Source organism: Thermoactinomyces sp. CICC 10735, assembly GCF_016055175.1.
GTDB lineage: Bacteria > Bacillota > Bacilli > Thermoactinomycetales > Thermoactinomycetaceae > Thermoactinomyces > Thermoactinomyces vulgaris.
On sequence record NZ_JAECVT010000004.1, the window covers coordinates 106,115 to 131,313 of the forward strand.

The 25,199-nt window shown below is 47.1% G+C and carries 21 protein-coding genes and 1 riboswitch; of the genes, 6 read left to right on the top strand and 15 right to left on the bottom strand.

Translation table 11 applies throughout. The annotated features are described in order from the left end of the window. Positions 1–71: 71 nt before the first annotated feature. The 8 genes from I8U23_RS13430 to I8U23_RS09530 form a co-directional block, all read right to left on the bottom strand. Complete coding sequence (locus tag I8U23_RS13430; protein WP_232335511.1) at positions 72–473, bottom strand: DUF3862 domain-containing protein; 402 nt, start codon at positions 471–473, stop codon at positions 72–74. Positions 474–807: 334 nt separating this feature from the next. Next, positions 808–3,936, bottom strand: a complete 3,129-nt coding sequence (locus I8U23_RS09500) for a type I restriction endonuclease subunit R (protein ID WP_198050981.1) — start codon at positions 3,934–3,936, stop codon at positions 808–810. Continuing rightward, a complete protein-coding gene (locus tag I8U23_RS09505) occupies positions 3,914–5,221 on the bottom strand; it encodes a restriction endonuclease subunit S (protein WP_198050982.1) in 1,308 nt (435 codons plus the stop codon). Before I8U23_RS09505 ends, I8U23_RS09500 begins: the two co-directional genes overlap by 23 nt. Continuing rightward, the gene (locus tag I8U23_RS09510) at positions 5,211–6,749 is read right to left on the bottom strand and encodes a class I SAM-dependent DNA methyltransferase (RefSeq protein ID WP_198050983.1); all 1,539 of its coding nucleotides are present in this window, start codon (positions 6,747–6,749) and stop codon (positions 5,211–5,213) included. Before I8U23_RS09510 ends, I8U23_RS09505 begins: the two co-directional genes overlap by 11 nt. Positions 6,750–6,763: 14 nt before the next feature. Next, complete coding sequence (locus I8U23_RS13435) at positions 6,764–8,356, bottom strand: restriction endonuclease subunit S (RefSeq protein ID WP_232335512.1); 1,593 nt, start codon at positions 8,354–8,356, stop codon at positions 6,764–6,766. 205 nt (positions 8,357–8,561) lie between these two features. Further along, positions 8,562–9,464 (bottom strand): restriction endonuclease, encoded by a 903-nt coding sequence (locus tag I8U23_RS09520; protein ID WP_370526937.1) that lies wholly within the window; start codon positions 9,462–9,464, stop codon positions 8,562–8,564. 283 nt (positions 9,465–9,747) lie between these two features. Further along, positions 9,748–9,966 (bottom strand): helix-turn-helix domain-containing protein, encoded by a 219-nt coding sequence (locus I8U23_RS09525; RefSeq protein ID WP_037993760.1) that lies wholly within the window; start codon positions 9,964–9,966, stop codon positions 9,748–9,750. 228 nt (positions 9,967–10,194) lie between these two features. Further along, positions 10,195–11,391, bottom strand: a complete 1,197-nt coding sequence (locus I8U23_RS09530; protein WP_198050984.1) for a M24 family metallopeptidase — start codon at positions 11,389–11,391, stop codon at positions 10,195–10,197. 164 nt (positions 11,392–11,555) lie between these two features. Here I8U23_RS09530 and I8U23_RS09535 point away from each other — a divergent pair, with 164 nt between their 5' ends. The 6 genes from I8U23_RS09535 (at position 11,556) to I8U23_RS09560 (ending at position 17,541) form a co-directional block, all read left to right on the top strand. After that, a complete protein-coding gene (locus tag I8U23_RS09535; RefSeq protein ID WP_198050985.1) occupies positions 11,556–13,133 on the top strand; it encodes an alkaline phosphatase family protein in 1,578 nt (525 codons plus the stop codon). Positions 13,134–13,205: 72 nt separating this feature from the next. Then, a complete protein-coding gene (locus tag I8U23_RS09540) occupies positions 13,206–13,916 on the top strand; it encodes a hypothetical protein (protein WP_037993323.1) in 711 nt (236 codons plus the stop codon). Positions 13,917–14,001: 85 nt separating this feature from the next. Continuing rightward, the gene (locus tag I8U23_RS09545; protein ID WP_037993325.1) at positions 14,002–14,319 is read left to right on the top strand and encodes a winged helix-turn-helix transcriptional regulator; all 318 of its coding nucleotides are present in this window, start codon (positions 14,002–14,004) and stop codon (positions 14,317–14,319) included. A 46-nt stretch (positions 14,320–14,365) separates the two neighbouring features. Continuing rightward, entirely contained in the window at positions 14,366–14,617 is a 252-nt protein-coding gene (locus I8U23_RS09550; protein WP_198050986.1) for a DNA alkylation repair protein, read from the top strand. Positions 14,618–14,834: 217 nt separating this feature from the next. Then, a complete protein-coding gene (locus I8U23_RS09555) occupies positions 14,835–16,367 on the top strand; it encodes a fumarate hydratase (protein ID WP_198051069.1) in 1,533 nt (510 codons plus the stop codon). Between the two features lie 262 nt (positions 16,368–16,629). Further along, complete coding sequence (locus I8U23_RS09560) at positions 16,630–17,541, top strand: DUF1002 domain-containing protein (protein WP_198050987.1); 912 nt, start codon at positions 16,630–16,632, stop codon at positions 17,539–17,541. 46 nt (positions 17,542–17,587) lie between these two features. On the opposite strand, the gene sdhB is transcribed toward I8U23_RS09560, so the two are convergent. From sdhB to I8U23_RS09595, 7 genes are all read right to left on the bottom strand, one after another. Beyond that, a complete protein-coding gene (gene sdhB / locus I8U23_RS09565) occupies positions 17,588–18,340 on the bottom strand; it encodes a succinate dehydrogenase iron-sulfur subunit (RefSeq protein WP_198050988.1) in 753 nt (250 codons plus the stop codon). Then, positions 18,337–20,097 (bottom strand): succinate dehydrogenase flavoprotein subunit, encoded by a 1,761-nt coding sequence (gene sdhA / locus I8U23_RS09570; protein WP_198050989.1) that lies wholly within the window; start codon positions 20,095–20,097, stop codon positions 18,337–18,339. The genes sdhB and sdhA overlap by 4 nt, the downstream gene beginning before the upstream one ends. Before the next feature lie 16 nt (positions 20,098–20,113). Then, positions 20,114–20,764 carry a succinate dehydrogenase cytochrome b558 subunit gene (locus I8U23_RS09575; RefSeq protein WP_198050990.1) on the bottom strand — a complete coding sequence of 217 codons (651 nt, stop codon included), beginning with the start codon at positions 20,762–20,764 and terminating at the stop codon, positions 20,114–20,116. A 144-nt stretch (positions 20,765–20,908) separates the two neighbouring features. Further along, positions 20,909–21,973 carry a homoserine O-acetyltransferase MetX gene (gene metX, locus I8U23_RS09580; protein WP_198050991.1) on the bottom strand — a complete coding sequence of 355 codons (1,065 nt, stop codon included), beginning with the start codon at positions 21,971–21,973 and terminating at the stop codon, positions 20,909–20,911. Positions 21,974–22,066: 93 nt separating this feature from the next. Further along, positions 22,067–22,174: riboswitch (SAM riboswitch) on the bottom strand. A gap of 43 nt (positions 22,175–22,217) precedes the next feature. Next, positions 22,218–23,231 (bottom strand): ABC transporter ATP-binding protein, encoded by a 1,014-nt coding sequence (locus tag I8U23_RS09585; RefSeq protein WP_198050992.1) that lies wholly within the window; start codon positions 23,229–23,231, stop codon positions 22,218–22,220. 31 nt (positions 23,232–23,262) lie between these two features. Further along, entirely contained in the window at positions 23,263–24,186 is a 924-nt protein-coding gene (locus I8U23_RS09590; RefSeq protein ID WP_198050993.1) for an ABC transporter permease, read from the bottom strand. A gap of 1 nt (position 24,187) precedes the next feature. Continuing rightward, positions 24,188–25,120 carry an ABC transporter permease gene (locus I8U23_RS09595; protein WP_198050994.1) on the bottom strand — a complete coding sequence of 311 codons (933 nt, stop codon included), beginning with the start codon at positions 25,118–25,120 and terminating at the stop codon, positions 24,188–24,190. Positions 25,121–25,199: the final 79 nt, after the last annotated feature.

The following is a 25,199-nucleotide window of genomic DNA, read 5'->3' on the forward strand; positions in this document are numbered from 1 at the left end:
AATCATAGATAATGGTCACGATATCTGTAGTAGGCAGAAGCTTTCTAACTTCCGCCTACCTCTTTCATCCGTTACTTCAAACCAAACTGCGCCTTTGTATTCAGTTTGTTGTTTTGAAACATCGCGTTCATATTCGAACCGTCGTCATTTTGCCAAGAGTACATAATGGTTTTGATACCGCCAATTTCAGTAGAACTCATTTCTGTTCCCTCAAAACCGATAATTTCTACAACCTCTTCATATGTCATCCCGTTTTTAATCTTTTTGAATTCTTCCATCGTCACTTCATCTTTTTCTTTCACCGCTGGTTCAGGTGTTGACACTGCTGGCACGTCCGCCTTTTCTGAAATTGTTTTTTTATCTACCTGAAGATTGTCTTTTTCTGTGTCTACACTTGACATGAGTGCCGCACATGCTCCCAACATTAAGAACAGTCCCATAAGAGCTCCGCATCCAATCATCCATTTTTTCATCTTTTGTTCCTCCCGAAGAATGAAATGTTGGACTTGACTTGAAGGGAGCGCAAAGAGTTCGTTACAATAAGAGAAAGGCTAATTTAAGGAAGCATAGGTTGAAGGGGTTGCACAAACGAATCTCTTTGCGCGTAAAACCTATGGAGTGATCTCCATCTGTGCAGTCTTCCATTTGGCGGTGGAAAACTGCATCTATGACTCTGCTGATCCTGTTGGCGCAGGTTCAGCAGATCCGGTTTCGATTTGCAGTTGGAACTGGCACTTCCAACCGCAAACATTCCTTTAAGCCTGCTTTCGGGCATCCCCCCTTTCACTTTTCATTGCTTTACAAGAATTACTCCAGTTCTTCGTCTAGTTCTTCTGCCTCATTCTGACAGCTTAATTCCGCCTGTTTCATCACAATTTCAACCGCACTTTTCTCTTTGTCTGGCGGATAACCGTATTTTCTCAACAATTTTTTGACTGTTACCCTCATTTTGGCTCTGACGCTTTCCCGCAGATTCCAGTCCACCGTTAGATTTCTTTTAATCGAATCGGTCAGATCGCGCGCGATCTGCTTTAACACTTCATCTCCCAGGACTTCTTTTGCCGATTCGTTATTGGCCAAAGCATCATAAAAGGCCACTTCATCATCGGATAACCCCGTTTCCTCGCCCCGCTTGTGGGCTTTATTCATCTCTTTTGCCAGCTCAATCAATTCCATGATGACCTGAGTCGATTCAATCGTCCGATTTTGATACTTGATAATTGATTCTTCCAGCATCTCAGAGAACTTTTTCGATTGAATCAGATTCCGTTTAGCGATGGTTTTTACTTTTCCGTTTAACAAGCGTTTGAGCAGCTCTACGGCAAGGTTTTTCTGTTTTAATCCTTTCACCTCGGCCAAAAACTCATCGGACAAGATGGCGATGTTGGGTTTATTGAGGCCAACGGCGCCCAAAATGTCCACCACGCCTTCAGAGATAATGGACTTGGATACCAATTGGTTGATCTCGGCATCCAACTGGGAAGCCGTTTTTTTCTTGCCCGAAGCTGGAATCATCTTGATAATCCCGGCTTTCACCGATTTAAAGAACCCGATTTCCAAGTTCAATTTTTCCGCTTCGGGAGTGGTTGAGCACAAAGCATAAGCTTTTGCCAGCTCGGTAACCAGTTGCAGAAAGTGTTTTTTCTTTTCTTCACCGAGCCCTAATACATAATCAACGGTGGCAACGATGGTTTGCATCCGCTCGGATGGGCTTCCGCTTTTAAACTTGCTGTAATCATGACCGTGAAGCAAATCCTGGATCAGGTCATACTTCTCATGCATGAGGTCAACTGCCAGTTCGGTATCCACACCCGCCGTTTTGCGGTCATTTTCGGTATACTGTTGCAGAGCCTTTTTCAAAGAGTCAGCGATCCCGATATAGTCGACCACCAATCCGCCCGGTTTATCTTTAAACACACGGTTGACACGGGCGATGGCTTGCATCAGGTTATGTCCTTTCATGGGTTTATCAATGTACATCGTGTGCATGCAGGGAACGTCAAAACCGGTGAGCCACATATCGCGGACAATGACAATCTTGAGCTCATCATGGATATCCTTCATCCGGTTGGCGAGAAGTTCGCGCTGCTGTTTTGTGGTGTGATGAGGATGCATTTTTGCCTCATCGCTCGAATTTCCGGTCATCACCACCTTGATGACACCTTTATCCAGGTCGTCACTGTGCCACTTGGGTCTTAACGCAACGATCTCGTTATAGAGGTCAACGGCAATTCTTCTGGACATGGTTACAATCATGGCTTTACCGAACATGGCTTTCTGCCTGGTTTCGAAGTGCTCCACGATGTCTTTGGCGATTTGCTTCAGCCGCTTTTCCGCCCCGACTAAAGCTTCCAACCGGGCCCATTTGGATTTGAGCTTCTCTTTCTCATCCAGTTCCTGATGTTCGGTGATCTCTTCATACTCCTCATCGATCTTCGGTTTCTCTTCCTCCGGCAGGGAGAGTTTGGCAATCCGGCTTTCGTAGTAGATCTTTACGGTCGTTCCGTCTTCCACCGCGCGGGTCATATCATAAATGTCAATGTAGTCCCCAAACACAGCCGGCGTGTTTTTATCCGCCAACTCAACAGGAGTGCCGGTAAATCCGATGTACGAAGCGTTGGGCAAGGCGTCCCGCATATATTTGGCGAAACCGAACTTGACCTTGGCCTCGTCTTTTCCTTTCACCACTTCCGCGCTGAACCCGTACTGGCTCCGGTGCGCCTCATCGGCAATCACCACCACATTGCGGCGGTCGGTCAGCACCGGCATCTGATCTCCTTTTTCCTCCGGGGCAAACTTGTGGATCGTGGTAAAAATGATGCCCCCGGACTCCACATTGAGCAGCTCGCGCAGTTCTTTGCGGGAATGGGCCTGTTTCGGAGTTTGGCGCAACAACTGCTTGGACTTGCTGAACGTGGAGAAAAGCTGATCGTCGAGGTCATTGCGGTCAGTGATCACCACTATCGTCGGATTGTCCAGTTCAGAGACCAGTTTTCCGGCATAAAAGACCATGGACAAACTTTTCCCGGAACCCTGAGTATGCCAGATCACCCCGATTTTGCGGTCCGATTGTTCCTTGGTTGCCCGGATCGTGCTCTCAATCGCCTTCACCGTCGCGTGATACTGATGATATCCGGCTAAAATCTTGTAAACATTTTCCCCATCCGTTTGAAAAAAGATGAAATGCCTTAAAATATCCAGGAAACGTTCTTTTTCGAACATTCCCTTGATCAAAACTTCCAGTTGCGGAATGGCGTCCGGGGCGATATCCTCCCCGTCAATCGTCCGCCACATCATATACCGGTCTTCGTTGGCGGTCAGGGAACCCGCCCGGGCGTTCACCCCGTCACTGATGACAGAGAAGGCATTGTAAATAAACAGGGATGGAATCTTCTTTTTGTAAGTCTGGATCTGATTGTATGCTTTGGTAATGTCGGTCTCTTCATTGGAAGCACTTTTTAATTCGATCACCACCAGCGGCATTCCGTTGACGAAAACCACCAGATCCGGGCGTTTCTCCACTCCGTTTTCAATGACGGTAAACTGGTTGACGACCAGCCAGTCGTTATTGTGGGGATCTTTAAAGTCGATGGGCCAGACTTTTTCCGTCTTAAAGCTGCCGTCTTCCCGCTGAACCTGGACATCAATTCCGTCCGTGATCATTTGATGAAACGCCTGGTTGTTCATCAGAAGATTGGGACTTTGCGGAATCAAAATCTTGCGAACGGCTTCTTCAATCGCAGACTCCGGAAGGTGAGAGTTGATGCGGGACAGGGCATCCCGCAATCTCTCTTCCAAAATGACATCACTGTACTCGTTGCGTTCCGGGTAATCACCTTCAGGGGAAATCTCAGGGCCGTAGCTCACATCGTAGGCTAACTCTTGAAACCACTCCAGGGAAGCTTGTTCAAGCTCATACTCGTTGAAGCTGCTCATCTTGTTGTCTCCCTTCGTTTTCTAAAGGTACGCGGATTTCACCGGACATGAGTTTGGGCAGGAGGGTGTCGCGGAGATCTTGTAATAACTCAATTTCTTTCTGATTTTTTAGTATAGAATTAAAAATCGGTTCAACTAATGAATGAAAATTATCCATTACCTGCTGATCCGGAACGATTAACTTAATTTTTGAGAACTCCGTTTTATTGAGATTCAAAGTTGTACTCCCACCGCTTCCCAAATTTCTAATATGATCGGAAAGATTACTCAAAGACAAGTACATAAAGAGATAACTAATATTATCTTTGCAAATGACACTATTAATTTGCTGATTGGTTTGACTTGGTTCTGAAGTTATTGTCACTAACCCTGGAGTAGCTATACAACTTACGTTTATAGAGTTAGGAGGCAAAGTTTTTTTAGGCTGTGATTCAACACCTTTTTTAGATAACATTCTTTCAGTGCGTGATACAAACACTTTTCCATGCATATCTGGAATTGTTATAAACGGCATATAGTCTCCATAGTTTTCCTTTATTTTTGTTGAAGGTGTTTTCCCACAAATTATCCCATCCTCTTTCGATAGTTCTTGAATAGTGTTTATACTCCACCCCTTAGGAATCAACCCTAACTCACTTTCAGCAAACTCTCCATCCTGAAACGGCTCAAAGTCAACAAACCAGGATTTAAAGATCGCTTGTGCCATTTCTTCAAGATTTTTGTTGATTTGGTTGTTGAGTTCGATTTTTCTATCAAGTGATGACAAAATTGAAGCAATTTTTCTTTGCTTTTCCAAAGATGGTAGATAAAATTCAAAGTCTAAAATTCTTTTAGGAGAAGTATGTTTGACTGTTGAACCAGTAGCAGTAGCTAAAATATGATGTCGATATTTATTAGAGCACAGTAGATAGTAAAGAAAATCCTTATCCAATCTTTTATCTTTGACTGAGACTTTTCCAAGTCTCTGATTATGAAGCAATTTTTTTGAGGGAATTTGAGGTACTATAGCAGGATAGCCTAATGTATCTCCATTTTTACTTAGATCAGTCATAGTAATTAGAAGATCACCAGGATCTAAAATATACTCTTCAGGGAAATTATTTATATTTTGGTAAAATTTATATTTATCTCCTGAAAAGCCCCCACCTATTTTAAAATTACCAGGAGTTAAAAGAATTAGTTCGGTTTCTTCTTCGGAAAAATATTTTCCTTTAAAAGCAAATCCGTGCTTAATTTCAATTAAGTCTCCTAACTTTGTTTTAATCACATCCTTTTCAAAACTCATACCCAATCCCCCGTAGATTCTTTCTAATCTCCTCTTCCAACTCCCGAGACTTCGCAAACTGATCCGCCAACTCACTCGTCAAGCGAACCATCTTATCCTCAAACGCTTCCCCGTCTTCTTCCGTCTCTTCAATACCAACATAACGACCCGGAGTGAGAATATACTCATGCTCCCTTACTTCCTCCAAAGTCGCCGATTTACAGAATCCCTTGATATCTTCATACTCTCCCGCTTCTTTTTGCCCCCGCCATGCATGGAAGGTTCGGGCGATCTTTTGGATATCTTCATCACTTAATTCCCTGCGGACACGGTCAACCATATGGCCCAGTTTGCGGGCGTCGATAAAGAGGATTTCCCCTTTGCGGTTGCGGTGGTTTCTGGCCGCTTTGTTTTTGGTCATCACCCAGACGCAGACGGGAATTTGGGTAGAGTAAAAGAGCTGCCCCGGAAGGGTGACGATGGCTTCAACCAAGTCATTCTCAATCAAATTTTTTCGGATGGTTGCTTCACTGCTGGTGTTGGTGGACATGGAACCGTTCGCCAGGATAAAGGCAGCTGTTCCGCTGGGAGCCAGTTTGGAGACGATGTGCTGAATCCAGGCGTAGTTGGCGTTTCCGGCTGGCGGAACCCCGTATTTCCAGCGGAGGTCTTCGGTTAAGCGCTCGCCGCCCCAGTCGCTGACGTTAAACGGCGGATTGGCCAGGATGTAGTCCGCTTTCAGGTTTTTATGCAGGTCATTGTGGAAGGTATCCGCATGGTGTTCGCCCAGGTTATTGTCGATCCCTCGAATAGCCAGGTTCATTTTGCAGAGGCGCCAGGTGGTCGGGTTGGATTCTTGTCCGTAGACAGCCACATCCCCAATCTTACCTTGATGGGCTTTGATAAACTCCTGGCTTTGGACGAACATTCCGCCCGATCCGCAGCAAGGGTCGTAAATCCGGCCCTTAAATGGCTGAATCATTTCAACCAGCAATTTAACGACGGTACGCGGGGTGTAGAATTGCCCACCGTTTTTTCCTTCGGCACTGGCAAAGTTATTGAGGAAGTACTCGTATACCCGTCCCAGCACATCGTGGGCCTGGCTGTCTTTGTCCCCCACTTTGAACGAGAATAAGTCGACAATCTCGCCCAATTTGGTTTTGTCTAATTCCGGGCGGGCGTAATCTTTGGGAAGCACACCTTTTAACGACTTGTTGTCCCGTTCGATGGCCAACATCGCATTGTCGATGATTTGCCCGATCTCCGGTTTTTTGGCGTTGGCTTTGATATGAGACCAGCGGGCTTCTTGAGGAACCCAGAAGATATTGTTTGCAAGGTATTCATCGGGATCTTCGGGGTCTGCCCATTCATCTTTGGATAAGCGTTCGTATTCTTCCTCAAACGCATCGGATATGTACTTCAGGAACAGCAAGCCCAACACCACGTGTTTGTATTCGGCTGCGTCCATGTTGTTTCTCAATTTGTCCGCCATGTTCCACAGGCGTTGTTCAAATCCCAATTCGGCGCTGTTGTTGTTGGATACTGCCATCACTTAAGGCCTCCTCAGTCCAATAATTGATCGTAAATCTGCTGTCTCTTTTTCTCCCACCGCTCTTTGGCTTTGCGGACGGTTTCGAGATAGAGTTGATGTTCTTTCCGGTACTCTTCGACAATCTTCCGTTGTTCTTCTATATCCGGCAGCGGAATCTCCATCTCACCCAGATCCGCCGGGTTAATATTCATCACGGTGGTTCCGCGTTGGAACGTTTTCACCAATTGGGTGCCAACCGGGCTTTCCAAAAAGATTTTTACATATTCGCTCATCACTTCTTTCGAAAACCGGACTACGATAATATTCGCAGAAGCGATCACTTTTTTGGGCAATTCCCGAACGACCGCCACTTTGTTGACCGTCCCCCGGCAGGTCATGACCAAATCTCCGGGTTCCAATTCGTAACGCCTTACTTTCCGGTACTCTTCATCGATCGTGTCCATCCCTTCCCAAATAATCTCCCCATCTTCGATATTGGAGATATTGAGAACCGATATTTCCCCGGGTTGGATATGGCTTTTCATAATCGACTTTCCGCGAAAAAGTTCGGCGATCTCTTTTAACTTGACCACTTCCCGGTTGGGCCCGGCCAGTCCCCCAAGGAGATCTTCCTGGTCATCCGCCAGTAAAAGTTCGATTCGCCAGTCTTCCCGTTCCTCAAGCTCTTCCTGATCAATTTCCTTTTGAACACGGGGAAGAAATTGGCCTTTTTTCAGCTCAAGGCTTCCCAGCTGGATGGAATCCACTGGTTGATGGGAGATCGTGATCAGGTATGTTTTCATCCCCGTATAGGGCCGCAGGGTTCCTTCAGGCAATGTAAAAATTGATTTTATATTGAAGTGTTGGAGAATCCAGGATCTCAACTTCGCAAAGGAACCGCCCGAAAACGTAAATCTCGCGGGGACAACGATTTGCAACTCCCCGAATTCATTCAGCCAGTCAAGTAAGTTTTCAGTAGCAATCCCTTCTGATTCCCGTGTCATAAACCGTTCCGTGTTTACTTCCGGTTTAAAGCCAAATGCGGGTATGGCGATAATCAGGTCAAATTCTTGATCCAATGGTAAGAGGCTGTAGATGGAAACCTGAAGCACTTCCACATGGTTGCAGTGGGCAAAAAGAAACTTTAACACTTCTGCCAACCACTTTTTTTCAGCGGTCAGGACAAAGTTTTTGTCCAGGTTGGTTTCGATCAGCTCTGTCAAACCATTCAGATGTTTATGTGCTTCCGCAATCAATACCGTCTCAATATGCCCGGCCATCAAAGATCGCGAAAAATAATCCACCAGATAGGCAGGGCTGACCATTACTCCAGACCGGTCTTTTTGGAATATTTCCTTTAGAGCCTGAAAGAAGTCGATCTCTTTACCGACCTGAAAAAGCTCATAAAACCAGCTCGGGTCTCCCGGAAAATAACCGAGCCGTTTTTCGGTTGTTTCTTTCATCAATTCATACAGAGACGCTTCATCTACATTCTGCAAGTGGTTGTATTTTTGTTCATATGCTTTTTGGGTCAGGTGGATGCGCAATAACTCAACAGTGATTCGATCGCAGTCAATGATATTTCTCTGTCTGAGCAGTTCTTGGAAATGAAAAAGCGTTGCCATGTTTTGTGCCTCCTTTTTCCACCGTTCCCCTCCACCTGAGAATAGTATATACCCATTCACATGATATTTGCAACAACAAATTTAGTATTACATTACTAAATTTCGGTTTATCCTTAATGTATTGTGATTCTCACGTCAATATCAAATAAAAAAGGTGTGTCATTTGCACACACCTTTGAGTCGGCCCACCTGTTTTTTTCTTAAATCATTGTTCAAAAAAATCGCTGTCAATTCGTTTAACAATATAGCGCTCCTCTTCAGATACCCCTATATTATAGTCGATCATCAGTTCAGCCAGATCATCCCCGTCAATTAAAACAATGTTTTTCGGAACCTTTTCTGCAAAATTGATCGCGCTGGCAGTAAATCTGGAGGTAGTGATAAAGACTCCTTTTTCGGCGTTTTTAGCCGCCAAGGCCCCGGCAAACTGTTGAATTTCCGGGCTACCAACCGGTTTTTCCCATCTTTTGGCTTGAATATAGATCTGGCTCAATCCAAGTTTATCTTCTTTAATAATACCATCAATTCCCTCATCACCTGTTCCTCCGACTCTTTGACCCGCTTCTGCCAGAGATCCTCCATATCCCATCGCAACCAACAACTTAACAACAAGACCTTCAAAAAAATCCGGGGAACATTTCATAACTTGTTCTAACAGCTCTTCAGCCAATGCTTTTCTAATCAGTTCATAACTCTCACTTAATGTTTCTCTCGGGGGTTTAACAAGCTCTTTAGTCTGTGTTTTATCAACCGCCGGATCTGCTTTTCTTTTTGTGAAAAATTCCCTGAACTCTTCAAACTGCAATAAAAATTGATTGTTGACTTCACTTGGATTGCTCTTTAAGACCTTTCGTCCGGCAGGAGTAATTTTTATGACTCCACGTTTAGGGCTTTCAATTAATTTCGCTTTTTTAAGGTATGTACATGCCCAACTGACTCTATTATCAAAAACGGGTTGTCTTCCACTGGACAGCAGTTGTTTTCTTTCTTTGGCAGTTATTTTAAACTCCGTTGCCAGCGCTTCCCGAAGGTCTTTCTTTGTATGCTCTTTTCCGTCGGACAGATATTTTAGAACAGGTAACATCAATGTTTGGTAATCCGGGATCACATCTTCACCCTCTTCATTATGTTGTTCTTAGTTGTTGAAAAAGAAAAAGTAATTAATACAGGGTCATTAACATTTATACTCGCAAACTATACAAGTAATGGCAAGCCGCTTTTTTATTGTTAGTTCTCATACTTCCCCAGCAAAATCCGTTTTCCAAAAGAGTATAAAACACTTAGCGTGAAAAGAGCTGCACTCTTTGCTCTTCAAAGATTGTCCCCCTTTTCCACAAACATTTTCCCATACAAAAACCCCTGCCACGTGCATGCAGGCAGGGATCATCCAATTAAATTTTCAATTCGCCCAACCGGACCAACTCGACGACAGCTTGGGAACGCCCTTTTACATTTAACTTCTGCATCACATTGCTGATATGGTTACGAACGGTTTTTTCGCTGATAAACAGTTGTTGGGCGATTTCTTTGGTTGTCTTGTCTTGCACCAAAAGCTCAAACACTTCCCTCTCCCGGTTGGTCAACAAGGAGTTGCCTCTTCGGTTACTCAAATGATGCCACCCTTCCTTGCTCGAGCACTTGATTTACAAGGGTCAGGGACCAGTCAAGTTATATTATGTCGGGGCTCCGCTAATGGTGAGTTTTTATCCGCTATTTAGGCGCGTATCCTGTTATTTTCGAAGCGCTGCGTCACTTTTCTCCATCATCATATTCAACATCCCCTGTAACGGTTCCGGAAACTTCGGAAGGAAGGGATGAAAAACGGGAGAGAAAAAATTTTATTCCGGAATGTGGATGATTTCTTCCGGAGCGGTGGTCAACGATTCCAATCCGTTTTTAGTCACCAGGTATGTGTTTTCAATGCCGACGACCCCGCGTCCCGGGAAGGTAAACTTCGGTTCAATGGCGATCACCATTCCTTCTTGCAGCGGCTGGTCAAATCCCCTTGCCAAAACGGGAAGCTCGTCCATCTCCAGACCGACGCCATGCCCCAGGAACTTGGCTTGATCGGGCCCGTATCCCATGAAATGCTCCGCCAAACCGGCTTCCTTTGCCATTTCCAGCGAACGGAGATACAATGACTTCCAGGAAACCCCGGGTTTCCCCATCTCTTCGGCTTCTCTGATGATGGAAACAGCCACCTTGTAAGCCTGTTTTAAATCGTCATCCAATTCCCCAATCACCACCAGCCGCGTTTGATCAATCAGATAACCTTCCACCGTCGTGGCTATGTCCACCAGAATCGGTTCATTGGCTTGGATCGGTTTGGCACTCGCCCCTTGCGGACTGGCTAGTTGCGCCCCCAATCCGCCGGCAGGCCCGTCAAAATACGTGGGCGTGGCCGCGGCGGAACCGGAAGCCACCATTCCCAGGCAAAGTTCCTGGTTATATCCCCGCATCCGGAACAATCCGATGCTTCCTTTTAACCGCAGGGTGTATTCAATTTCTGCCGACAGCTCCAACTCCGTTTTGCCTTCCCGGATCAAACGGGGAAGGGATTCCACGATTTCTTTGACATGGGAGGCCGCCTGGCGCATTTGCCGGAGTTCATATTCGGACTTGACCGCTCTTTGGAGCCTTAAATCAAAGGAGATGTCCACCGGTTCGGCCCCGGGAAACAAACCGATATATCTTTGGGCGAGGCCGTAAGGAAGCACATCCCATTCCAGTCCCAACCTTTTGACCGGTCCGAAGGTCGATTCGATTTTCCCGCCCAACTCGCGCAATCTTCCCAAAGGTTGCACAGGAAGAACCGTCTCAAATTCGGCTCGGGTTACACTTTTTTTTACATAAAAACAGGGTTCTCCTTTTTGTGGCACATACAAGACCCCGTTTTGCATCGTCCCGGTCAAGTAATAAAGATCGATGTTCTGGGTGATCAAAGCACCGTCTGTTTCCTTCTCTTGAAGCATGGATTGAAAACGGGCAATCCGTTCCCTGATTTCCGTTTCCGGCACTTTTGAAAGCGTATGCATTTTTGCGCGATCCCCTTTCTGACTTACGCCTGAAATGTTAAAATCCTCACTCTTTTAAGGTACAATGTTTTTTTCCCCACCGTCAAACCCGGGCATAATTGCCCCGAGTCCGAGCCAAACTACTTGCAAACAACCAAGAGAAAGGAAACCACGGAATGATCCTCATGGGAATAATCCTCATTGCACTTTTCATTGTCATCCTGGCTGTCGGATCGGGGCTTTCCGGTTCCAAAGAGCGTCGTAAGCAACAGCAGGAAATGCAATCCTTGAAATATTCCCCGGCGCAAAAGCCGGTGGTTTTGATCATCATTGATTCTTTGATGCACATTCCATTGAAAGAAGTGCTGGATTTTGGCAAAGCACCGGCAATGAAATATTTGGTGGAAAACGGGCAATATCATCCCAAGGTGGTGACCAGCTTTCCAACCATGTCCGTGAGCATCGACACAACCTTGCTCACGGGAGCAACCCCCAATGAACATCATATTTACGGCCTGGTTTATTTTCACAAAAAAGAAAACCGCATCGTCAACTTTGGCACGGGTTTCAAAGAAACGTTTATTTTCGGCTTGAAAACCGTGTTGCAAGACAGCCTCTTGAATCTGAACCAAAAATACATCAGCCAAAAGGTGAAAACCATTCATGAAGAAACGGACTTGCCCACCGCATCCATCAACGGATTGATTTACCGGGGTAATTATCAAAGAACGTTGTTTCCTCCTTTGTTGGCGCGATGGACCGCCCTTTTGCCCAAGCGCATTCAGACCAAAGCCCCGTTTCTTTTTTCATTTGGTGCCATGTCCAAAATCTCGAAGTCTGGTAAATATGATTCGCTTTGGAGACGTTTCGGGTTTAATGACTCCTTTTCGCGAAAGGAACTGGCTTCGCTTATTAAAAAGGGCAATTTGCCGGCGTTTACCATTGCCTATTTCCCCACCAATGACGATGCGGTTCATCGGGAAGGCCCGTCGCAAATCAAGGGGATTGAAAAAGCGGACAAAGAACTGCAAAAGGTTTTGGATGCCTTCGGTTCCTGGGAAGAAGCCATCCGGCAAGTCACTTGGATTGTCATGGGCGACAGCGGACAAACCCCGATTCTTCCCAATCATCAAGCCGCTTACATCGATTTGCGAAAACTTCTCAGTGACTACAAAATCATGCCCATCCGGCAAAAAACGCCGCGAAAAGAAGACCAACTGGTGTTATGCGTCAATGAACGGATGGCTTACATTTATTTAACAGACCCTGATCTTAAGATGAACGAAGTGGTTCAGGCATTGAAAAAGGAACCCAAACTGGACCTGATTGCCTGGCAAGAAAAAGATTGGATTCACGTCATCAGCGGTAATGTCCCGGAAGCCCGTTGCCGGTTTCAAAAAGAAGGCCCGTATGCGGACGAATACGGCCAAACCTGGAAGCTGGAGGGAGACCTGTCCGTCCTGGACCTGAAACCGGATGAATCAAACCGGATCCGCTACGGCATTTTTCCTGATGTGTTATTCCGTTTATCCGGTGTCATGAATACGTGGGACCGGGTGATCATAGTCACTGCTTCGCCGGGATATGAGTTGACGGGGGAAGGCTCTCCGACACATAAAGGCGGATCTCACGGTTCCCTGCATTATCTGGATTCGGAAGTGCCGATGATTATTTGCGGCACAAACACCAGGCCCAAAACGCTGCGCTTGATCGACATCAAAGACTGGATCCTTCAATTAATCTCGAAAGAAACAAATCTCTGATTGGTTGGAATGAGTCAAGCCCGGTATCGCATAAAAGTAACTGTAAAATAAAAATATCGGGGAGAAACCAATATGAGCCGCGTGGCGAATCCGGACAAAACCTTGATGAATTTGGATGAGCGGTGTCCGACACTGCCTCCGAAATGTTTATTTGTTTTGGAACTGGAGCAAGATGAGTATTTTCCCCATCTGTCTCCATCCGAAGTTCCTTTGTTGATTGACCAGGCCATTCAAAAAGGAATCCTTGCATCCGGCAAATGGGCGGAACAAAAACAATCGCTCAAGGATATGATCAATCTGCTCATAAGACAAGGAATCACCGTGCGCTTTTTGGACCGGCATCCGGAAAAACCCGCCATTCGCGCCGAATATAACAAGAAAACCAAAACCATCCGCATTTACCGCAAATCCATGCATCAAATCCAGCGGTTCTTCGAAGAACTCAACATCCCGGTAACGGAAGAAGATCTTTTCTTGCTGCATTTATACCATGAATGGTTTCATCACTTGGAAGAAACCAAAATCGGGCGGACCGATGATGAATTGCCCCGTGTTACCATCAAGCAGAAAGGCCCTTTCGCCATTCGCAAACGATTGAGCCGGTTGCGGGAAATCGCCGCCCATGCGTTTGTCCAACAAGTGTTTGACCTCAACTGGTCCCCTCTGTTACTGGATTATTTGCTTTATTTCAAAGAAAAAGGATGGAGCTTTGGGCAAATCCGCGAATCTTTCCAAAAAGAAAAAGAAAGAATTCAATCGGTTTATCATTTGGGCGGCACATAGATTGGTCGGCAAGACCAATCTATTTTCTTGAGAAAGGTGCCAACATCCTGATCATTTGCTAAGATAATAAGAGAGGTGAAAAGCTATGGACCGCTGTATTTGTCCGAAATTTGAAATGGCTGTTGAAATTATTTCCAAAAAATGGACAGGCCTTATCATTCGTGTTTTGATTGAAAAAACAAGCCGCTTTCGGGATATTCGTGAGCAAATTCCTTTGATGAGCGAGCGGATGCTTGCCGAACGATTGAAAGAACTTGAGGCCAAAGGATTGGTGGAACGGAGAGTTTATGCGGAAACGCCGGTGCGGATCGAGTATGCTTTGACCGAAAAAGGAAAAGCACTCACCCCTGTCATTGACGCCATTCAAAAATGGGCGGACGAATGGATCGACTGTGACGAATAATTTTTAAAAATGCGGGGGACATTAATGGCACCGGAGGTGTCCAACGATGTCATTTCCATATCGATGTCCGGCTTGCGGCACAAACCGGACTCGTTTTAATATCATTGAACAAGTGGTGCATTCCGTCAAAAAGGATCGGCTGACCGGTGAAATCGTCGAGACCGTGCCGGAAGACGATCCTTTTCAAATTCGGTACCGCGGCGAAAAATACCGTGTCCAATGCGGTGTGTGCGGAATGATCGACAAAGAAGAACGGTTTGTCAAATCGGCGCAAAACGCATTGGACCCGGCAAACTGAATTTTCTGTTTACGAATGCCGGAGGGACTTCCCCTCGGCATTTTTTATGGAAAAAAACCCTCGCTTTTATCATGCTGAGAAATGTTTTAAATATCGTTATAATAGATATTGAATAGAAGATTCTGTTCTTATGCCTTATGATTCTGCGCTTTGTTCTCACAGCGCTTTCATCATTCAGATCATGCGTTACCAATTCATGAAAGAAGAAGGGGTTTACATGCAAGCGTTCAAAGAGTCCATATTACAACTGATCACCGAAACATCCACCAATCTGCCGGCAGATGTGCGCAAAGCCATCAAAAAATCCAGAGAACTGGAAAATGCGGGAACCCGTTCCGCTTTGGCTTTATCCACCATTTGCGACAACATTCAAATGGCCGAAGAAAACGTTTCCCCGATTTGCCAGGACACCGGCATGCCGACTTTTAAAATCAAAGTTCCCGTCGGCGCCAATCAGATCGAAATGAGCAAAGCCATCCGGGAAGCGATTGTCGAAGCCACGCAAAAAGGGATCTTGCGCCCGAACTCCGTGGATTCCCTCACCGGGGAAAACAGCGGAAACAACCTGGGAGAAGGCGTTCCGGTCATTCACTATGAGCAATGGGAAAAAGACGAGGTGGAAGTACGCCTGATATTAAAAGGCGGCGGCTGTGAAAACAAGAATATTCAATATAGTCTGCCTTGTGAATTGGAAGGTTTGGGACGGGCCGGACGCGATTTGGACGGAATCCGCAAATGCATTTTGCATTCGGTTTACCAAGCCCAAGGGCAAGGATGCAGTGCCGGCTTTATCGGTGTCGGAATCGGCGGCGACCGGACCACCGGCTATGAGTTGGCCAAAAAACAATTGTTCCGTCATTTGGATGACACCAACCCGAATCCAAAACTGGCTGAATTGGAAGAATATATTCTCGAAAAAGCCAACACGTTGTCCATCGGAACCATGGGCTTCGGCGGCGAGGTGACTTTGTTGGGCTGTAAAATCGGCGCCATGCACCGGATTCCGGCCAGCTTTTATGTATCGGTCGCATATAACTGTTGGGCTTTCCGCCGCCAGGGTGTCACCATCGATCCCAAAACCGGAAAAATCACCCGCTGGCTGTACCAATCCGATGAAAAAGTGGATCTCCAAGTGAAAGAAGAAAACCATGCCGGTTCTTCTGAAAACACCCGCACCGTGGAACTTCACACCCCGATCACCGAAGAGCAAGTCCGTCAGCTGAAAGTGGGGGACATCGTCATCATCAACGGTCCTATTTACACCGGCCGTGACGCCATCCACAAACACTTGATGGATCACGACGCTCCGGTCGATTTAAACGGGGGCGTCATCTACCACTGCGGTCCGGTCATGCTCAAAGATCAGGACGGCAAATGGCATGTCAAAGCCGCCGGCCCCACCACCAGCATCCGCGAAGAACCGTATCAAGGGGATATCATCAAGAAATTCGGCATTCGCGCCATCATCGGAAAAGGCGGCATGGGCAAGAAAACCTTGCAAGCCTTAAAAGAACACGGGGCGGTTTACCTCAATGCCATCGGCGGAGCAGCCCAATATTATGCCGACTGCATCACCAGCGTGGACGGCGTCGACTTCATGGAATTTGGCGTTCCGGAAGCTATGTGGCATCTTCAAGTGAAAGGCTTTGCCGCCATCGTCACCATGGATGCCCATGGCAACAGTTTGCATGAAGACGTGGATAAAACTTCTCTGGAAAAACTGGCTGAACTGAAAGATCCGGTCTTTTAACGGATGGTTGCCACGGGGAAGCGTTTGCTGTTTTAAAAAGGATGCCCGTCCTTTTGGCAAACACTTCCTCCCATCCCGCGTCAGTTTTCTGATTTTTCCGCAAAATAAATGATAAATTTTGGTTGACTCCCTGCTTTTTACTGTTCACAGAATCCACGGAACAAGTTACAATAAGCTTGAGCCACTTTACCTCAATGGGAAATGAAGGAAACGTTTGGATTGTCACATGTTTCTTTTCATGAAAAGGGGGATTTCATTACGAATGAAAAATATTAAGTTGTGGAGCATCCTTGCCCTTGTGGCAATGACGGCTTTCTCCTTGATCGTGCCGCAATCGGCTTCCGCCGATGCCATTAAAGGAGAAACCGTGGTCACCTTGGGAAAAGATTTGACCGGAACCCAACGTGATCAAATTTTGAAAGAAATGGGTGTCAGTGAAAACGCGGATAATGTCACCATCATTGATGTAACCAACGAAGAAGAACATCAATACCTTGGAAAATATTTGGGGGCGGATGTCATCGGACGCCGGGCCATCTCCTCCGCAAAAATTGTACTTACTTCTTCCGGAGAAGGAATCTCGGTGAAAACCAACAAAATCACCACCATTACACCCAGCATGTATGCCAACGCTGCCATTACAGCCGGAATCAAAGATGCGGACATTTATGTCACCGCTCCGTTTGAAGTATCCGGCACCGCAGGTTTGACCGGGATTATCAAAGCTTTTGAAACAGCAACCGGAGAAAAAATTGATGAAAATAAAAAACAAGTGGCTAACGAAGAAATTGTCCGGACGCAAGAGCTCTCCCAAGAAATCGGCGATCCAAACAAAGCTGTTCAATTCATCAACGAAGTGAAAAAGCAAGTCTCTGAAGAAAAACCGAAAACTCCGGAAGAATTCCGGGACATCATCATCAACGTTTCCAATGATTTTGATATCAACTTGAATCAGGAAACCATAAACAATCTGGTTCAATACGCCCAAAACTTCGACAAATTGGGCATTGACTGGGATCAATTGAGCCAGCAATTTGAAAGCTTGCGTGGAGATATCAAAGACATTTTAAATTCGGAAACCACTCAAGGAATCATCGACACCATTTTTGAATGGTTGGGCGATCTCTTTAAAGCAATCGGTGAATTATTCACCTCTGCATCTTCACGGCAATAATTTCTAAAAAAGAACCGCTGGAATCTTTCCAGCGGTTCTTTTTTGTTTAAACGGACAACCACTTTTTAAACAGATGTTTTGTAGCATCCCGGTTTGATTTGGCAATCGCCGTTGTCAGCGGTATGCCTTTCGGACAAGCTTGCACACAGTTTTGTGAGTTTCCGCACTCTTGCAAGCCGCCTTTGTCCAAGAGGGCTTCGAGACGTTCTTCTTTGTTCATGGCCCCTGTCGGATGTGAGTTAAATAATTGAACTTGTCCCACCACAAAGGGTCCCATGAAATCCGAATGGCTGTTGACATTCGGGCAGGCTTCCAGACAAACCCCGCAGGTCATGCATTTTGACAATTCATAACGCCATTGCTGTTCATTTTCGCTCATCCGCGGTCCCGGGCCGAGATCGTGGGTTCCGTCAATCGGAATCCATGCTTTCACTTTTTTCAATGCATTAAACATCCGGCTGCGGTCCACAATCAAGTCCCGAATCACCGGGAAAGTTTTCATCGGTTGAACCCGGATGGGTTGTTCCAATTTGTCAATGAGTGCGGTACAAGCTTGGCGCGGCTTTCCGTTAATCACCATCGAACAAGCTCCGCACACTTCTTCCAGACAGTTGGACTCCCATTGGACCGGAGAAACGGTTTTTCCTTCGCTGTTTACGGGATTTCGTTGGATTTCCATCAATGCGGAAATGATATTCATGTTCTTGCGATAAGGAATTTTAAACTCTTCTTCATAAGGTTTATCATCAGGTCCGTCTTGGCGTGTTATGATGAGGTGCACTGTTTTTTGTTCACTCATTTTTTCGCACCTCCTTTATCCACATCATAACGACGCGGGCGAGGCTTAATCAAAGAAACATCAACCGGTTCATATTCAAACACAGGGCCTTCCGGTGTAAATTTCGCTTTGGTGGTTTTCAACCATTCTTCGTCGTTCCGGTCGGGGAATTCCGGTTTATAATGGGCACCGCGGCTCTCATTCCGGTTGTAGGCACCCAGCGTGATCACACGGGCCAATTGCAACATGTTCCACAAATGGCGGGTGAACGGTCCGGCCTGATTGCTCCATTTGCTGGTATCCACCATATTGATGTTTTGATAACGCTCCATCAGTTCCTGAATTTTCTCGTCGGTTTTCTTCAGGCGGTCATTGTACCGGACAACCGTGACATTATCCGTCATCCATTCACCCAACTCTTTGTGCAAGAGATAGGCATTTTCATTGCCGCTGTCCATTTTCAGGATGCTTTCATATTTTTCTTCTTCCGCTTTGCGTTGCGATTCGAACTGATCCACGGACATGTCTTCAATGCTGTGATTCAATCCGCGCACATATTCAATGGCTTTCGGTCCGGCCACCATTCCGCCGTAGATGCTGGAAAGCAAGGAGTTTGCACCCAGGCGGTTGGCTCCGTGATATTGGTAATCACACTCTCCGGCGGCAAACAGTCCGGGGATATTGGTCATTTGATCATAATCAACCCACAAGCCGCCCATGGAGTAGTGAACGGCAGGGAAAATTTTCATGGGAACTTTTCTCGGGTCTTCTCCGACGAATTTTTCGTAGATCTCAATGATTCCACCGAGTTTGATGTCCAACTCGCGCGGGTCTTTGTGAGACAGATCCAAGTAAACCATGTTTTCGCCGTTGATGCCCAATTTCATATCGACACAGACTTTAAAGATGGCACGTGTCGCGATGTCCCTCGGAACCAGGTTTCCGTAAGCGGGATACCATTCTTCCAGGAAGTACCATGGTTTCCCGTCTTTATAAGTCCAGACCCGTCCGCCTTCACCCCTTGCCGATTCCGACATCAAACGCAACTTGTCGTCTCCCGGAATGGCCGTGGGATGAATTTGAATAAATTCACCGTTGGCATAATAAGCCCCTTGTTGATATACCGCACTGGCAGCCGTTCCGGTATTGATCATCGAGTTGGTCGATTTCCCGAAGATGATTCCCGGACCGCCCGTTGCCAAGATCACTGCATCGGCCAGGAAGGTGACAAATTCGCTGCTTCTCAGGTTTTGTGCGACAATCCCCCGGCAACGCCCTTCATCATCCTGAACAATCCGGACAAATTCCCAATGCTCAAACTTGGTGACTTTCCCTTCCACCTCAAACCGGCGTACTTGCTCATCCAAGGCATAAAGCAACTGTTGTCCGGTGGTGGCTCCGGCATAAGCCGTCCGGTGGTGTTTGGTTCCCCCGAACCGGCGGAAGTCGATCAATCCTTCCGGGGTCCGGTTAAACGGAACACCCATGCGGTCCATCATATAAATGATTCCCGGAGCTGCTTCACACATTGCTTTTACCGGCGGCTGGTTGGCCAGGAAGTCTCCGCCGTAAACCGTGTCGTCAAAATGTTCCCATGGGGAGTCTCCTTCACCCTTGGTATTGACAGCACCGTTGATACCGCCTTGTGCACATACAGAGTGAGAGCGTTTCACAGGAACAAGCGAAAAGAGTTGTACATTGGCACCGGCTTCAGCCGCTTTGATGGTTGCCATCAAACCAGCCAAACCACCGCCCACAACGATTATTTTTTCATTCATTGGCAAGTGCTCCCTTCTAATGCTGTGCCAATTGTTGAATAAATTCAGGTCTGGCAAACGCGAATAGTGCTGAAATTCCCAAATAAGAAACAATCACAAAAACCGCGCTCCACACCCATGTGGAAACAAGCTGGGCACGCGGTCCCACCGTCACACCCCAGCTGACAAGGAATGACCACATTCCATTGCTGAAATGGAAAACGGCACAAAGGACCCCGATGATATACAGAGCGAAAACAACCGGATTTTGCACAGTGTCTGCCATGAGCTGAGCCAATTGTTCCGACGTCAGGTCATACAAAGCAACCTGTACCCTGGTTTCCCACACATGCCAGATGACATAAACCAATGTCACAACACCGGTTACCCGTTGCAAAACGAACATCCAGTTACGGAAAGTACCGAAATTTCCCACGTTGTTTTTCGCCTGGAACGCAATGTACAATCCGTAAATACCGTGATATAAGAGAGGCAGAAAAATAAAGAAAATTTCAAGTACAAGCAAAAACGGTAAACCCCAAAGCCATTCGACTTTTTCCACAAACGCATCTGCCCCTCGTGTGGCGTAGTAGTTGGTGAATAAATGCTCAACTAAAAAAAAGCCCACCGGTATTACGCCCAACAACGAGTGAATCCGACGGTTGAAAAAGCTGCGTTGTGTGCTCATCATTTGCCTCCAATCTAGGACATAATCGCGATCAGTGAATGAATTGAAAAGTCTATCAATAATTTTTAAGAAAATAGAAAAGGGTTTCAACTCGCTATATATTTTACTCCCATATTGTTTCCGCCGTCAAGGAACGGTCAAATTTTATCCTCCGTTTAAAAACCGGTGAATCTGCGGACCGAACCGGTTGAACTCGACAAGGAAAGCATCATGCCCGTAATCAGAAGAAAACTCATGATAAACCGACTTGACCCCTTTTTTCAGACAAATTTGGTGGAAATCGCGCTGTTGCCAGACGGGAAAATAAATGTCTTCCTCAATTCCGATGGTCAAAACTTCGGCATGAATCTTCCTGACCGCTTCTTCCACACCGCCCCGTCCGCGTCCCAAATCATGATGATCCATGGCATCGAGAAACCTGAGATACGTATTGGCATCAAACCGGTTGACCAGCTTGCGGCCTTGATAATGCAAATAACTGTCCACCATTTCCCGCGCATTTTCCGGATTCTGCCGGGAAAAACGTTCTTCAAACAAAAGATCCGTACGGTATGTCACCATTCCGATCATCCGGGCGATGGACAATCCCCGAACCGGGCCTTTTGACGGATAATAATCCCCTCCCTGCCAATCCGGATCACTGACAATCGCTCTGCGCCCGATCGTATTATAAGCTATGGACATGGCCGACAGCGAGGCGGCAGTTGCAATCGGGATGCACTTTTCCATGAAATCCGGGTACATCACGGCAAACTCCAAAGCAAGCATCCCGCCCATCGATCCCCCGATCACTGCTTTCAGGCGGTGGATGCCCAGCTTCAAAAGCGCTTCATATTGCGCCCGCACCATGTCGCGAATGGTCACCTTGGGAAACCGGCTTCCATATGGTTTTCCGGTGCGCGGGTCCGTCGAAGCGGGACCGGTGCTTCCTCCGCATCCCCCGAGCACATTCATCGTGATCACGGTGTATTCGGTCAAGTCAATATATTTGCCTGTGCCAATCAGCCCGTCCCACCATCCCGGATCCGACTCATTGCCCACCGCATGGGCATCCCCGGTCAATGCATGGCAAACCAAAATCACCTGGTCTGTGCCGACCCGGCCCACTTTCTCATAAGCCAGTGTCACATCCGGCAAAATCTCCCCGCATTCCAATTCAAAAGATCCGATGGACACCGTATCTTTTATCTCGACCAACTGTAAAGTCATTTTGCATTCCCCCAAAAGCTCCTGGATAAAAACATGAAGCCCTCTCCTTGAGCGAAGAGGGCTTCACGATCCGTCACACGTTCCGTCAACCTCTTCTCATCTCTCAGGAATCAAATCCTGCAGGAATTGGCACCAACCGCTAATAACTAGCGAGGTTGCCGGGTTTCATCGGGCCAGTCCCTCCACCACTCTGGATAAGAAGCAGTTTCTTATATAATTTTTCTAATCAATTATAAAGATAATTCTATAAATTGTCAACCGCCTTGGAAAAATCTGCCGGCGGCGCCTGGGGGTCTTCCAACCAACAGCGCACTTGGTGCGTATGGGTGACCGGAGTGACTTCCGGCATTTCTTCAAAACAGATATTCATCGCATACAGGCAACGATCCGCAAACGGACATCCCTGGGGAGGAAGGAACAAATCCGGAGGGGACCCGGGAACCGGCCGGAGTGCTTGTTCTTTGGACCGGTCTAACCGGGGCATGGATTGAATGAGTCCCCAGGTATACGGATGATGCGGTTGATGGAATATTTCCCGCACAGTTCCGGTCTCCACGATCTGTCCCCCGTACATCACCGCAACCCGGTCCGCCGTTTCCGCAACAATCCCCAAATCATGGGTAATCAACAAAATGGAGGTGCCGGTCTGTTGCTGGATGTTTTTCATCAAATCCAATATTTGCGCCTGAATGGTGACATCCAACGCCGTGGTCGGTTCATCGGCAATCAAAATTTCCGGAGAACATGACAGGGCGATGGCAATCATGACCCGCTGCCGCATCCCGCCGCTGAATTCGTGCGGATATTGCTTCATTCTTCTTTCCGGATGGGAAATCCCCACCCACTCCAAAATTTCCAAGGCTTTCTGACGGGCTTCGTGATAACCGCACTGCTCATGCCAGCGAATGCCTTCCATGATCTGATACCCGATGGTCATGGTCGGATTCAATGAGGTCATCGGATCCTGAAAAATCATCGCAATCCGGGAACCGCGAATCTGATACCATTCTTCCTCCGGCAAATTCGTCAATTCCTTCGGCCCCAAAAAGATTTTTCCCTGCTTGATCCTTCCGGGCGGAGACGGGATCAACCGCATGATGGATAAGGCCGTCACGCTTTTTCCGCTTCCGGATTCACCGACGATGGCCAGCGTTTCTTTTTGATTTAATGAGAAACTCACTCCCCTGACGGCCTGCACTTCCCCTCCGGGAATCCGGAAAGATACATGGAGATCCTCGACTTTCAAGATGGTTTCCAAAACAACCCCTCCTTTGTCCTTTGCTGCTTCCTTACTTCCTCATTTTCGGATCAAGGGCATCACGCAATCCGTCTCCGAAAACATTAAAAGCCAGCATGGTCAAACAAAGAAACAGTGCCGGGAACAGAAGGCGCCACCATTCTCCGGACAGAATCGTAATCAGCGAGTCATCAATCATCGTCCCCCAGCTGGCAACCGGAGATTGGACCCCCAAACCGAGAAAACTTAAAAAAGCTTCTGAAAAAATGGCAGAGGGAACCGTCAAAGTCAACATGATGATGATAGGGCCGAGCGCATTGGGGATCAGATGCTTAAAAAGCAGTCTCGGCGTGTTGGCCCCCAGGGTTTTTGCGGCAAGCACGAATTCCTGCTCCTTCAACTGCAATATCTGCCCCCGCACCAAACGCGCCATATTGAGCCAACCGGTCACCGTCAATGCAATAATAATGGTTGTCACACCCGGCGGCATCACCACCATCAATAAAATCACCGTCAACAGATGGGGCAGTCCCCATAAAACATCCACCACCCGCATCATGATTTCATCCGTGCGTCCCCCGCGATAACCGGCAATTCCTCCGTAAATCACACCGATCACCAAATCAATGAGCGCCGCGGCCAGGCCGATGGTCAGGGAGATTTTCCCCCCTTCGCACACCCGCACAAACACATCCCGTCCCAGATCATCGGTTCCAAACCAGTGTTCTTTGGAAGGAGGAAGGTTCCGCCCGTGTTCCAAATCCTGTTGGTGAACATCATAAGGGGAAACAACCGGGCCGATGACGGCAATCAGTGCAATCAGCAATATGACGGCCAGTCCGGTGACGGCCAGATAATTTCTACGGAGGCGCCCCCATACATCCTGCCAATAAGTTTGGGTGGGACGCTTGATTTTTTCGATGGATGCCGGATGGCGCCTGGCCGGCTGAAACCGGGGATTTACTGATGGTTCCATGTTATTTCCCCTCCTTTTTGCCCAGTTGGATGCGCGGATCAATCAGTCCGTAGGCCAAATCGACAAGAAAATTGATTCCCACCAGCAAAACGGAATAAAACAACGTAACCCCCATGATCAACGGATAATCGCGATTATGAATGCTTTCCACAAAATATTTGCCGATCCCCGGAATGGAAAAAATATTTTCGATCACAAAACTTCCCGTCAAAATGCCGACCGCAAGAGGACCGATCACGGTCACCACGGGCAAAATGGCATTTCGGATCGTGTGACGGGAAATCACATAAACGGGTGGCAATCCTTTGGCCCGGGCGGTACGTATGTAATCTTGCGTCAACACTTCCACCATGCTGGAGCGCATCAGCCTTGTAATGGTGGCAAGCGGCAAAGCCGCCAGCGCCAGTGTCGGCATGATCGTCGAGGCAAACCCTTCCCACGTGGCCACCGGCAACAGTTCCCATTCCACGGCAAGATACTTTTGCAATAAAGGCCCCAGCACAAAACTTGGGATGGAAATGCCGAGCACGGCAAGCACCATGGCCAGATAGTCCGCCGTCCGGTTCTGTTTGAGCGCGGCAACAACCCCCAGAAACAAACCGGCAATGATTGCGCAGACCAATGCCTGGATTCCCAATTGGAAGGATACCGGAAACCCTTCCTGAATCATGTCATTGACCGAACGGGTTTCAAATTTGATGGAAGGTCCCAAGTCCAATTGCAATAATCGCTTCATATAGTTCAAATATTGAACCGGTATGGGATCATCCAACTGGTAATGGGCGCGCAAATTGGCCAATACCTGCTCCGGCAGTTTCTTTTCATCCGAAAACGGATCTCCGGGAATTGCTTTCATCATAAAAAAAGTGACCGTTGCAATCACCCAGAGCGTAATGATCATCTGCATGAAGCGCTGAAGAATGTATTTCAGCAATCCTCTCCCCCCAACCTGAACAAACTGAAACGTTTTCATCTCTTTTTCAATTGCTATTTTTCGGAAAACAAAGTCAATT